Source organism: Pseudomonas sp. KH_046_1, assembly GCF_057839025.1.
In genome coordinates, this window is record NZ_CM174481.1 from 563,488 (window position 1) to 575,978 (window position 12,491).

Sequence of the window (12,491 nt, forward strand, 5' to 3'; positions counted from 1 at the left end):
GGGAGCGAGCCTGCTCGCGAAGCTTTTGCTTTTACTGATCAGGTCGCGCTTTCAACTGCTCCTCTGCCGCCTTGGCCAGATCCGGTGGCAGGAAATCCTTGTCCGGGTTGTAGTTCGGGTTGAGCCAGCGTGCCAGCACTTGCAGATCCCCCGGATTCAACGTGCCGGCCTGTTGCTTCAAGCGCAGGTTGTCGAGGATGTAGTCGTAGCGGGTGTTGTTGTAGTCGCGCACCGAGGTGTATAGCGAGCGCTGCGCGTCCAGCACGTCGACGATGTTTCGCGTACCCACCTGATAGCCGATTTCAGTCGCTTCCACCGCGCTCTGGTTGGAGATGATCGATTGCTTGCGCGCCTGTACCTGCTCGACATCGGTGTTCACCGCGCGGTGCAGGTCGCGGGTGTTTTCCACGATCTGCCGGCGCAGGGATTCGCGTTGCTGCTCGGTCTGGTCCAGCTGTGCATAGGACTGACGCACCTGGGAGTTGATCAGGCCACCGCTGTAGATCGGGATGTTCAGTTGCAGGCCCAACGTCGTTTGGTCGACGTTGCCACCGTACGCCTGCGGCAGATTATTCGGGTTGCTGAAGCCCAGTGCGTCGTTGTCGCCCTTCTCGTACTTGGCGACCGCGTCTACCGTTGGCAAGTGCCCGGACCTGCGCTGCTTGAGGGTTTGCTCGGCGGCGCTGACGGCATAGTTGCTGGCCAACAGATTGAGGTTCTGCCTGCCCGCGGTTTCGACCCAGGCCTTGGCGTCGTTCGGTACTGGCGGCAGGATCGGCAAGTTATGGCTGATGCCCCAGATCGAGTTGTACTGGCGGTTGGTCAGGGTGATCAATGCTTCAAAGGCGTCGTCCACCTGGCGTTGCGCAACGATGCGGTTGGCGCGTGCGGTGTCGTAGCTGGCTTGTGAGTTCAATACGTCGGTCTTGTCCGAGAGGCCGACATCGAAGCGCTCGTTGGATTGATCGAGCTGGCGTTTGAACGCCGCTTCTTCGGCCTTGGTCGAGGCCAGGTTGTCCTGGGTGCGCAGCACGTTGAAATAGCTGTCAGCGGTTTGCAGGATCAGGTTTTGCTCGGTCGCCGAGAGTTGCAGGGCGGCCTGTTCGTTGACTTCCTTGGCGGCCTGGAACTGGAACCAGCGATCGGCGCGGAACAAAGGTTGCGCCAGGGTGGCCTGGTACGAATGAGCATCGCGGTTGGTCGTGCCCGAAGGTTGATCGAGCGACGTACGCACCTCGGAAATATTGGCGCCGCCCGAGAGATTCGGCAGCAGCCCGGCACGGGCCTGGGGTACGACTTCTTTCTGCGCGCCGTATTGGGCGATGGCAGCCGCCAGGTCGGCGTTGTTGTTGACGGCTTCCTGATAAACGCTGACCAGGTCCGTCTTGGCCGATAAGGGCACATCTGCTGCCCAGGCCATTCCGTTGGACGCACAAGACACGGCAAGGGCCAGTGAGAGTTTGCGCAGCATAGACGATCCCTAGAATTGATATTACAGAGGTAATTTGAGCGCCAAGGCTAAGGCCCCGCTTTGACAGCGTCAATGCCGGCTCAGCGTAGCGAGTGTAGTTGTGCATTGGGGCGGCAACAATCCTGATACTGCGTGTAATAACGCCATTCATCATGGTCTTTGCAGTGGGGTTGGCGTTCTTTGCCAGTTGTGTCTAGACTGGCCGGGTTCTTGTCGGGGTGCCTTGCTATGAGGCTGAGATCGAATAATTTCGGATCCCGTTGAACCTGATCAGGTTAGCGCCTGCGTAGGGAACAAGATTTCTCGTCACCCGGCGAGTCCTCTTGTGCTTCGTCCGGGATGTTGTTCGACAATCGAACACCCCTCGAGCACTGAGCACAGCACAGCTGGTTTTCCCAGCGCCCGTGCGCCCATTCGTTTACAGGTTCGCTCCGACAAAAATCCACTGCCTGGATGTGTGTCTGGAGAACCCGTGATGACTACAAAAGCAAAAAACGCCACCAACCTGAGTGACTCGGCCAAGGTCGATCAGCAATCGGTTCAGCCGTTTACCCGCTCGCAGAAAATCTATGTTCAGGGCACTCGCCCGGACATCCTCGTGCCGATGCGCGAAATCAGCCTGGACGTAACGCCGACCGACTTCGGCGGCGAGGTCAACGCACCGGTAGTGGTGTATGACACCTCAGGCCCTTACACCGACCCCAATGTCATCATCGATGTGCGCAAAGGCCTGGCCGACGTGCGTTCGCCGTGGATCGAATCCCGTGGCGACACCGAGCGCCTGAGCGGCCTGAGCTCGAATTTCGGCCAGGAGCGCCTTGCCGATCCGGAGCTGACCAAGCTGCGCTTTGCCCACGTCAACAACCCGCGCCGCGCCAAGCCGGGTGCCAACGTCAGCCAGATGCACTACGCGCGCCAAGGCATCATCACCGCCGAGATGGAATACGTCGCCATCCGCGAAAACATGAAGCTGGAAGTGGCCCGCGCCGCCGGCCTGCTGGACCAGCAACACGCCGGCCACAGCTTCGGCGCCAGCGTGCCGAAAATCATCACCCCTGAATTCGTCCGTGACGAAATCGCCCGTGGCCGCGCGATCATTCCGGCCAACATCAACCACACCGAACTGGAACCGATGATCATCGGCCGTAACTTCCTGGTGAAGATCAACGGCAACATCGGCAACAGCGCTTTGGGTTCGTCCATCGAAGAAGAAGTGGCGAAACTGACCTGGGGCATTCGCTGGGGTTCGGACACGGTCATGGACCTGTCCACCGGCAAGCACATCCACGAAACCCGCGAGTGGATCATCCGTAACTCGCCGGTGCCGATCGGTACGGTGCCGATCTACCAGGCCCTGGAAAAAGTCGGCGGCGCTGCCGAAGACCTGACCTGGGAGCTGTTCCGCGACACGCTGATCGAGCAGGCCGAGCAGGGCGTCGACTACTTCACCATCCACGCCGGTGTGCTGTTGCGCTACGTGCCGATGACCGCCAAGCGCGTGACCGGCATCGTCTCCCGCGGCGGTTCGATCATGGCCAAGTGGTGCCTGGCGCACCACAAAGAGAACTTCCTCTACACCCATTTCGAAGACATCTGCGAAATCATGAAGGCCTACGACGTCAGCTTCTCGCTGGGCGATGGCCTGCGTCCGGGCTCGATTGCCGACGCCAACGACGAAGCGCAGTTCGGCGAACTGGAGACCCTCGGCGAGCTGACCAAGATTGCCTGGAAACACGACGTGCAATGCATGATCGAAGGCCCGGGCCACGTGCCGATGCAGTTGATCAAAGAGAACATGGACAAGCAGCTCGAATGCTGCGACGAGGCGCCGTTCTACACCCTCGGCCCGCTGACCACCGACATCGCGCCGGGCTACGACCACATCACCTCCGGTATCGGTGCGGCGATGATCGGCTGGTTCGGTTGCGCCATGCTCTGCTACGTCACGCCGAAAGAACATTTGGGCCTGCCGAACAAGGATGACGTGAAGACCGGCATCATCACCTACAAGATCGCCGCGCATGCCGCCGATCTGGCGAAGGGGCATCCGGGCGCACAGATCCGTGATAATGCCTTGAGCAAGGCGCGTTTCGAGTTCCGCTGGGAAGACCAGTTCAACCTGGGCCTCGATCCGGACACCGCGCGTTCGTATCACGATGAAACCCTGCCGAAGGATTCGGCCAAGGTCGCGCACTTCTGCTCGATGTGCGGGCCGAAATTCTGCTCGATGAAAATCACCCAGGAAGTCCGCGAGTATGCGGCCAACCAGCGCATCGAAACCGTCGACGCCGAAGTCGCCCAGGGATTGGCGGACCAGGCCGAGCGGTTCAAACAGGAAGGCAGTCAGCTGTACAAGAAAGTTTGATCTGACCTGAGGTCGGCGGTGCTTGCACCGCCGCCATCGCGAGCAAGCTCGCTCCCACAAGGGATTTGTGAGCGCCGCAAGTCCCCTGTGGGAGCGAGCTTGCTCGCGATGGCGATCAAAAGAACAACAAATGTCCCTCTGAGATAACACCCTTGAGCATTCAACCCAGCACTTACTCCCCCGATATCGCAGTGCCGACCGACAAACGTGTGTTCGGCGGCCGCGACCTGTTTTCCCTGTGGTTCTCCCTCGGCATCGGTCTGATGGTGTTGCAGACCGGTGCATTGCTCGCGCCAGGCCTGGGCCTGTCCGGTTCGTTGCTGGCGATTTTCCTCGGCACGCTGGTCGGCGTTTTGCTGCTGGCTGCGGTTGGCGTGATTGGCAGTGACACCGGCCTGTCGTCGATGGCCGCGCTCAAGCTCAGCCTCGGTGCCAAAGGCGCGAGCCTGCCGGCGGTGCTGAACCTGTTGCAGTTGATTGGCTGGGGTTCGTTCGAAATCATCGTCATGCGCGATGCTGCCAGTCTGTTGGGCGCAAAGGCCTTCAATGAAGGCAGCCTGTTGTCCAATCCCATGCTCTGGACGCTGTTCTTCGGCGCCCTGGCGACCTTGCTCGCGGTCAGCGGACCGTTGACCTTCGTGCGGCAGATCTTGCGCAAATGGGGTATCTGGCTGCTGCTGGCCGCGTGCACCTGGCTGACCTGGAACCTGTTCGCCAAGGCTGACCTGGCCGCGTTGTGGGCCCAGGCCGGTGACGGTTCGATGCCGTTCGCCGTGGGTTTCGACATCGCCATTGCCATGCCGCTCTCGTGGTTGCCGCTGATCGCTGACTACTCGCGCTTCGGCAAGCGGGCGAAAAACGTCTTCGGTGGCACCGCCATCGGTTTCTTTATCGGTAATTTCTGGCTGATGAGCCTGGGCGTGGCCTACACCCTGGCGTTCGCGCCGAGCGGTGAAGTCAATGCCTTGCTGCTGGCGCTGGCCGGCGCCGGCCTGGGGATTCCGCTGCTGCTGATTCTTCTGGATGAATCGGAAAACGCCTTTGCCGATATTCACTCGGCAGCGGTGTCCAGCGGGATTCTGCTGCGCGCCAAAGTCGAGCACCTGGCCCTGGCCATCGGCGTCATCTGCACGCTGATTGCCTTGCTGGCGCCGTTGGCCCAGTACCAGAACTTCCTGCTGCTGATCGGTTCGGTGTTTGCGCCGTTGTTCGGCGTGGTGCTGGTGGATCACTTCATCCTGCGCAAGCGTAGCGCCCAGGTGGCCTCGGCCGCATTGCGCTGGCCGGCGCTGCTCGCCTGGCTGGGCGGGGTCAGCACCTATCACTTGTTGGCCAACCTGTATCCGGATATCGGCGCCACCCTGCCGGCACTGGTAGTGGCAGGGTTGCTCCAGCTAGTGCTGGGCCGGGCCTTCAGTTACGGCCGGGAAACAGCTCGGGCTTGATGATGCCGTTCAGGCGAGGGTAGGGGATCTTCAGTTCGACATGGCCCAGCGCGTAAGGCGCGATGGTGCTGGTTTCGTACTTGAGGATCACACCGCCGTAGGTCAGCGCCACGTTCTGGGTTTTCTGGAACGGCCAGCTCTTCACGAACTCCGGTTCCTGATCGAGCTTGGTGCTGATCAACCAGCTGTTGTGCGCCACTTGCGCAGCTTTCCAGAACGCGTCTTCCTGCCCTGGCACCAGCATGTCCGACAGCGTCAGCACTTTATGCTGCTGGCGCGAATAGTTGATGAAACCTCGACCTGGGGTGCCATGGGCACCGCCGGTGTCCAGATAGCTGGACAATTCGACGATCACCAAGCCGTCATGCTGCTCGCGTACCTTTGCCTGCAGATAGCTGCTGAAGCGCGGGCCGGCGGTGCGCAAAAACTCTTCGCGATAGGCCGCCAGCGTCGGCGCGACCGGCGCATCAGGGGAAGTCCGGGTCATTTGCAGCAGGCGCTTTTCGATGATGCCGTCCAGTGCAGGCTCGTCCGGGAAGTGCAGGGTGTCGATGTTGACCAGAGGGCAATCCGGGTTGCTGCAACCGGGCTTGAGTTGCTCGGAGGCGTCGCGGGTGGTTTCCAGCGGCGCCCGGTAATTGGGCTGGAACAGGCTCGCGCAAGCGCCCAGGGTCAGGGCGATAGCGGCCACGGAAGCAATTTTGAAAAGCGACATGAGCGTCCTTTCTGAAACAAGGGAAGGCAAAAAGTTACCCGCTTCGACTATCAACGGGGCAGTCAGTTCGCCACTAAGCTAATTAGAGTGGGTTTCGCCCTCACCGTCCATCCCGCTGACGGGAAAGGGGCTGCATCAAACATCACGGGCGCGTTAGGATGGCGCGAAGTCGAGGCCCAGGAAAAAAAGCAGCCTCGAACAGGATTTGCAGTAAAAGAGGATAGTCATGACGGATTTTGCCAACGCCATTCCGACCGCCGTTGATATCGTGCGGCGCGAAAAGTGCTACGAGGGCTTCTACAAACTCGAACGCGTGCACTTGCGCCACGAATTGTTCGCCGGGGGCATGAGCCGCGAGATCAATCGTGAAGTGTTCGTTCGCCATGACGCGGTATGCATGCTGCCTTACGATTCACAACGCGATGAAGTGGTGCTGATCGAGCAGTTTCGCGTCGGCGCCATGGACAAGACCGACAATCCGTGGCTGATCGAACTGGTCGCTGGTCTGATCGACAAGGATGAAGTGCCGGAAGCAGTTGCTCACCGCGAGGCGCAGGAGGAAGCTGGGCTGGTAATCGGGGCGCTCTGGCCGATGACCAAATACTTTCCATCGCCGGGCGGCAGCAACGAATTCGTGCATCTGTACCTGGGGCGTTGCGACACCACCGGGGTTGGCGGCCTGCATGGGCTGGAGGAAGAGGCAGAAGATATTCGCGTCACGGTCTGGGCTTTCGAAGATGCCCTGCAAGCCGTGCGCGACGGGCGTATTGCCAACGCGGCGAGCATCATTGCCTTGCAATGGCTGGCTTTGAACCGCGTTGAAGTGAGGGGGTTATGGTCGTAAACAAGCTGCGCGATCGCTATCGGGTGGACCTGGTGGGGCTGCAAGCATCCTGCGAGGCGAACTACGCGCGCCTGATGCGACTGCTGCCGGACATGCGCAGCGAACCCGCCGCGCGGCGCATCGCCGTGACCCATGGCGACCAGATGCTCGGCGTGCTGGCGCTGGAAGTGCTGCTGACCTGTCCTTACACCACGACTCTGCAAGTGCGTCAGGAACACAGCCTGCCCTGGCTGCCGGTGCCGCAACTGGAAGTGCAGGTCTATCACGACGCACGCATGGCCGAAGTGGTCAGCGCCGAACATGCACGACGCTTTCGCGGCATCTATCCTTACCCGAATGCCTCGATGCACCAGCCGGACGAAAAGGCCCAGCTGAACATGTTTCTGGGCGAATGGCTGAGCCATTGCCTGGCGCTGGGGCATGAGTACGAAGTAGTACGTTAGTTGTGAAGCGCAGTTGTGAACTGCGTCAGGTTCACAGATTTCCTCTTTCGATCGTCCCCTAGCATAATTGCGGCACTTACCCATCCCCGTGATCACGCCCTGGGAGAACGCCTTGCCGAGCGTATCCACATTGACCACCGCCGATCCGGCGTTATTGGTGCAACTCTCCGACAGTCACCTGTTTGCCGAAGCGGACGGCGCGTTGCTGGGCATGAATACCCGCGACAGCCTGCAAAAGGTCATCGAGCTGGTGCGCGCGCAACAGCCGCGGATTGACTTGATCCTGGCCACGGGTGATCTGTCCCAGGACGGGACGCTGGAGTCCTACCAGCAGTTTCGCGACATGACACGCCAGCTCGATGCGCCGGCGCGCTGGATTCCCGGCAATCACGATGAGCCGCGGATCATGGCCGAGGCGGCGGTGCAGAGCGCTTTGCTCGAACCGGTGGTGGATATCGGCAACTGGCGGGTCACACTGCTCGATTCGGCGGTGCCGGGCTCGGTGCCAGGTTATTTGGAAGATGAACAGTTGCAGTTGCTCGCCCGCGCGTTGAGCGAAGCGCCGGAGCGACATCATCTGGTGTGCTTCCACCATCATCCGGTTTCGATTGGTTGCGCGTGGATGGAGCCTATCGGTCTGCGCAATCCCGAGGCGTTTTTTGAAGTGCTGGATCGTTTTCCACAGGTGCGTGCCTTGCTGTGGGGGCATGTGCACCAGGAAATCGATCAATTACGTAACGGCGTACGTCTGATCGCCTCGCCGTCGACCTGCATCCAGTTCGAACCGGGCAGCGAGGATTTCAAGGTTGGCGAACAGGCACCCGGGTATCGCTGGTTGCGGTTGCTGCCCGACGGGCGGCTGGAAACCGGGGTGGAGCGGGTGATCGGGTTCGATTTCACTGTGGATTACGGTTCCAACGGCTACTGACTGTTCACTTTTCAGGTAAACCGGGTCGCGCCTATCGCGAGCAGGCTCGCTCCCACACTGGATCTGCGTAGTTCACACATCCCCTGTGGGAGCGAGCCTGCTCGCGATGGCGTCCGGACAGGCAACTTGAATTTTGTTGATATCCCCGATTCCCCCGGGTCCCTGTAAACTCCGCCTCTTTAGCCGACGCACAGGGAGCTCAAATGTCCGGTTCGATCCTTTATATCCACGGCTTCAACAGCTCGCCGTTATCGAAGAAGGCCTGTCAGTTGATCGAGGTGATGGACCGTCTGGGTCTGAGCGAACACTTGCGCGTTCCGGCATTGCATCATCACCCGCGCCAGGCTATCGAGCAGCTGGAGCAGGCGATTGCCGAGCTGGGGCGGCCACTGCTGGTCGGCAGCTCGCTCGGCGGCTACTATGCCACTCACCTGGCCGAGCGCCTTGGCTTGAAAGCCCTGTTGATCAACCCTGCCGTCAGCCCGCACCGGATGTTCGACGGCTTTCTGGGGACTCAGAAAAACCTGTATACCGAAGAGACCTGGGAAATGACCCACGACCACGTGACGGCCCTGGCCGAACTGGAAGTGCCGGCGCCCCAGGATCCGCAGCGTTATCAGGTATGGTTGCAGACAGCTGACGAAACGCTGGACTATCGCCTCGCCCAGCAGTATTACCGGGCATGCGCCTTGCGTATCCAGGCCGGCGGCGACCACAGTTTCCAGGGTTTTGCCACGCAACTGCCGGCCATGTTGAGTTTTGCCGGCATCGGCGCCGATTTGTATCAGGCAATCGATTTCACCGCATTGTGAGCGATAGCCCCATGAATTCTTTTTTCACCGAACACTGACGACGAGACCCCATGGCCACTCCCAGCGCTAGCTCTTATAACGCAGACGCCATCGAAGTCCTCTCGGGCCTCGACCCGGTGCGCAAACGCCCCGGCATGTACACCGACACCAGTCGGCCGAACCACCTTGCCCAGGAAGTCATCGACAACAGTGTCGACGAAGCCTTGGCCGGGCATGCCACATCGGTACAGGTGATCCTGCATGCCGACCATTCCGTGGAAGTCAGCGACGACGGCCGTGGCATGCCGGTGGACATTCACCCCGAGGAAGGTGTTTCGGGCGTTGAGTTGATCCTCACCAAGCTGCATGCCGGTGGCAAGTTTTCCAACAAGAACTACCAGTTCTCCGGCGGTCTGCACGGGGTGGGTATTTCCGTGGTCAACGCCTTGTCCACCGAAGTGCGGGTGCGTGTAAAGCGTGACGGCAACGAATACCAGATGACCTTCAAGGATGGCTACAAGGCCACCGAGCTGGAAGTCGTCGGTACGGTCGGCAAGCGCAACACCGGCACCAGCGTGTTCTTCGCGCCGGATCCGAAATACTTCGACTCCTCGAAATTCTCCATCAGCCGCCTCAAGCACGTACTCAAGGCCAAGGCCGTGTTGTGCCCGGGGCTGCTGGTCAGCTTTGAAGACAAGGCCACCGGCGAGAAAGTCGAATGGCATTACGAAGACGGCCTGCGTTCCTACCTGGTGGATGCGGTCAGCGAATTCGAGCGCCTGCCGAACGAACCGTTCTGCGGCGCTTTTGCCGGTAACAAGGAAGCCGTGGATTGGGCGCTGCTGTGGCTGCCCGAAGGTGGCGACGCGGTCCAGGAAAGCTACGTCAACCTGATCCCGACCGCCCAGGGCGGCACCCACGTCAACGGTCTGCGTCAGGGCCTGCTCGATGCGATGCGCGAGTTCTGCGAGTTCCGCAGCCTGTTGCCGCGCGGCGTTAAGCTGGCGCCGGAAGACGTCTGGGAACGCATCGCCTTCGTGCTGTCGATGAAGATGCAGGAACCGCAATTCTCCGGCCAGACCAAGGAGCGGCTGTCTTCCCGTGAAGCGGCGGCGTTCGTCTCCGGTGTGGTCAAGGATGCGTTCAGCCTGTGGCTCAACGCCAACCCGGAAACCGGCATGCTGCTGGCGGAACTGGCGATCAACAACGCCGGCCGTCGCCTCAAGGCCAGCAAGAAGGTCGAGCGCAAACGCATTACCCAAGGCCCGGCGCTACCTGGCAAACTGGCCGACTGTGCCGGGCAGGACCCGATGCGTTCCGAGCTGTTCCTGGTGGAAGGTGATTCCGCCGGCGGCTCGGCCAAGCAGGCGCGGGACAAGGAATTCCAGGCGATCCTGCCGTTGCGCGGCAAGATCCTGAATACCTGGGAAGTCGACGGCAGCGAAGTGCTGGCCAGCCAGGAAGTGCACAACATCGCCGTGGCCATCGGCGTCGATCCGGGTGCGGCGGACATGAGCCAGCTGCGCTACGGCAAGATCTGCATCCTCGCCGACGCCGACTCCGACGGTCTGCACATCGCAACCTTGCTCTGCGCCTTGTTCGTCCAGCATTTCCGCCCGTTGGTGGATGCCGGTCACGTCTACGTCGCGATGCCGCCGTTGTACCGCATCGACCTGGGCAAAGAGATCTACTACGCCCTCGATGAAGCCGAACGCGATGGCATCCTCGATCGCCTGGTGGCCGAGAAGAAGCGCGGCAAGCCGCAAGTCACCCGATTCAAGGGGCTGGGCGAAATGAACCCGCCACAGCTGCGCGAGACCACCATGGACCCGAACACCCGGCGTCTGGTGCAGTTGACCCTGGAAGACTTCGAAGCTACCTCGGAAATGATGGACATGCTGCTGGCGAAGAAACGCGCCGGTGACCGCAAGACCTGGCTGGAGTCCAAGGGCAACCTGGCCGAGGTGCTGGGCTGATGCGTCTGGGCTTTGCCCTGGCCTGTGGGTTGCTGCTGACGTCGATTACGGTATCTGCCGAGCCGGCGCCACAGCTGCGCTTGTTGTCCGGGCATGTCGTCGACGGCATGCGCGGTGGCAACCTGTCCGGGCTGGCGCAGTGCGGCAATGACCTGTGGGCAGTTTCCGACCGCGACGATGATCAGATCTACCGCCTCGATACCCGCGAATCCGTGTGGCAGGCACAAACGGTGCACATCGACGTACCGCCGGTGCCTGACAGCGGTTTGCCCTGGGGGCTGAAATCTCGCGTCTGGGGGGCTTCGTTCGTGCGTGGCGGTGATCTGGACTTCGAAGGCATCACCTGCGACGGCGCCGGCAATCGCTACATCGGCAGCGAGGGCCATGCCGCTGTCTTGCAAGTGCCACCAACGGGGCCCGCCACCTGGCTGAAAATCTCGCCGATGCTGGTTCGCGAGGCCCGGGCCCGAGGCCTACTGTTGCAGTTCAATGCGTTGTTCGAAGGGCTGGCGGTCAATTTGGCAGGCGATCAGATGTGGTTCGCCGCCGAGCGGCAAGGCCGGGGACTACTGATGATCAAGCGCAAACAGACCCTGTGGGATTGCGACGGTGGCTGCGTGCTGCTGAGCGAGGCAGGCATGGAAATGCAACCCGAGCAGTTTCCCCATGCCAAGGCTGCCCCGCGGGATTTCTCTGACCTGTCGCTGTTCAACGGCAAGCTGTTCACCCTTGAACGCAACGCCTACCAGATCTGCCGCCGGGATGCGCAGACGGCCAAGGTCGAGCGCTGCTGGTCGTACGCTGCCGAGTTGTTGCAGGAAAACCGTCGTTATTCACAGAATTACGGACTGGAAGAAGCGTTGATCGTGGATGCCGATGGCGCCTGGATCGGTGTTGACAATAACTTTGGCGCGCGCGCCGATGGCGAAGTCCGTCCGGTGGTCTGGCGCTTCGCTGCACCGGAAGGTGGCTGGAGTGCCAGGTCATGAGACAACAACGCCCGGGGCAGCGCATCGGTCGGGTGTTCATGGTGCTGGCCTGGTGTGCGGCGTTGTTTCTGGCCACACGGTTTTTCGGCCAGTGGGAAGCGCGTCAGCAAAATCCGAATGTGGTGGTCAGCTCGGAGCAGGGCGAAGGTTTCATCGAGGTGAAACTGGTGAGCAATGTGCAGGGGCATTTCGTCGCCAGCGGCCAGATCAACGGCCAGCCGGTGGACTTCATGCTCGATACCGGTGCGACCGATGTGTCGATTCCGGCGGGCCTGGCCAAGCGCTTGAAGCTCGAAGAAGGATTCGGCGTGACCCTGAGCACGGCCAATGGCCTGAGCCAGGGCTATCGCACCCGTATCGAACGCCTGCAACTGGGCGACATCGTGCTGCGGGATGTACGCGCACTGGTGGCCCCGGGGTTGCATGGCGATCAGGTGTTGCTCGGCATGAGCGCACTGAACAAACTTGAATTTACCCAGCGCGGTGGCACCATGCTGCTGCGCCAGACAACGAACCGATGAGGC

The 12,491-nt window shown here is 61.0% G+C and carries 11 protein-coding genes and 1 riboswitch; of the genes, 9 read left to right on the forward strand and 2 right to left on the reverse strand.

Annotated elements, in window-relative coordinates; all coding sequences use genetic code 11:
- Positions 1 to 31: 31 nt before the first annotated feature.
- Positions 32 to 1,471: a TolC family outer membrane protein gene (locus AC3IT9_RS02480; RefSeq protein WP_150727909.1), complete on the reverse strand. Its 1,440-nt coding sequence runs from the start codon at positions 1,469 to 1,471 to the stop codon at positions 32 to 34.
- Between the two features lie 204 nt (positions 1,472 to 1,675).
- Positions 1,676 to 1,781, forward strand: a riboswitch (TPP riboswitch).
- A gap of 165 nt (positions 1,782 to 1,946) precedes the next feature.
- Between AC3IT9_RS02480 and thiC the strand changes: the two genes are divergently transcribed.
- Both thiC and cytX read left to right on the forward strand, forming a co-directional pair.
- The gene (thiC, locus tag AC3IT9_RS02485) at positions 1,947 to 3,836 is read left to right on the forward strand and encodes a phosphomethylpyrimidine synthase ThiC (RefSeq protein WP_150754796.1); all 1,890 of its coding nucleotides are present in this window, start codon (positions 1,947 to 1,949) and stop codon (positions 3,834 to 3,836) included.
- A 152-nt stretch (positions 3,837 to 3,988) separates the two neighbouring features.
- Positions 3,989 to 5,281, forward strand: coding sequence for a putative hydroxymethylpyrimidine transporter CytX (cytX, locus tag AC3IT9_RS02490; protein WP_489271920.1), 1,293 nt, complete (start codon positions 3,989 to 3,991; stop codon positions 5,279 to 5,281).
- Here cytX and AC3IT9_RS02495 read toward each other — a convergent pair.
- Entirely contained in the window at positions 5,250 to 5,996 is a 747-nt protein-coding gene (locus tag AC3IT9_RS02495) for an RsiV family protein (RefSeq protein ID WP_150727906.1), read from the reverse strand. The two genes, cytX and AC3IT9_RS02495, sit on opposite strands and share 32 nt — an antisense overlap.
- Positions 5,997 to 6,222: 226 nt before the next feature.
- On the opposite strand from AC3IT9_RS02495, the gene AC3IT9_RS02500 reads away from it, so the two are divergent.
- The 7 genes from AC3IT9_RS02500 (at position 6,223) to AC3IT9_RS02530 (ending at position 12,488) form a co-directional block, all read left to right on the forward strand.
- Complete coding sequence (locus AC3IT9_RS02500) at positions 6,223 to 6,840, forward strand: NUDIX domain-containing protein (protein WP_489271922.1); 618 nt, start codon at positions 6,223 to 6,225, stop codon at positions 6,838 to 6,840.
- A complete protein-coding gene (locus AC3IT9_RS02505; RefSeq protein WP_007977461.1) occupies positions 6,831 to 7,283 on the forward strand; it encodes a DUF1249 domain-containing protein in 453 nt (150 codons plus the stop codon). Before AC3IT9_RS02500 ends, AC3IT9_RS02505 begins: the two co-directional genes overlap by 10 nt.
- Positions 7,284 to 7,395: 112 nt before the next feature.
- Positions 7,396 to 8,211, forward strand: coding sequence for a 3',5'-cyclic-AMP phosphodiesterase (gene cpdA, locus AC3IT9_RS02510; RefSeq protein ID WP_489271924.1), 816 nt, complete (start codon positions 7,396 to 7,398; stop codon positions 8,209 to 8,211).
- A gap of 203 nt (positions 8,212 to 8,414) precedes the next feature.
- Positions 8,415 to 9,023, forward strand: a complete 609-nt coding sequence (locus AC3IT9_RS02515) for a YqiA/YcfP family alpha/beta fold hydrolase (RefSeq protein WP_150727903.1) — start codon at positions 8,415 to 8,417, stop codon at positions 9,021 to 9,023.
- 50 nt (positions 9,024 to 9,073) lie between these two features.
- Complete coding sequence (parE, locus tag AC3IT9_RS02520; RefSeq protein WP_489271925.1) at positions 9,074 to 10,978, forward strand: DNA topoisomerase IV subunit B; 1,905 nt, start codon at positions 9,074 to 9,076, stop codon at positions 10,976 to 10,978.
- Complete coding sequence (locus AC3IT9_RS02525) at positions 10,978 to 11,967, forward strand: esterase-like activity of phytase family protein (RefSeq protein WP_150727901.1); 990 nt, start codon at positions 10,978 to 10,980, stop codon at positions 11,965 to 11,967. The genes parE and AC3IT9_RS02525 overlap by 1 nt, the downstream gene beginning before the upstream one ends.
- Positions 11,964 to 12,488: a retropepsin-like aspartic protease family protein gene (locus AC3IT9_RS02530; RefSeq protein ID WP_150754802.1), complete on the forward strand. Its 525-nt coding sequence runs from the start codon at positions 11,964 to 11,966 to the stop codon at positions 12,486 to 12,488. The genes AC3IT9_RS02525 and AC3IT9_RS02530 overlap by 4 nt, the downstream gene beginning before the upstream one ends.
- Positions 12,489 to 12,491 lie beyond the last annotated feature (3 nt).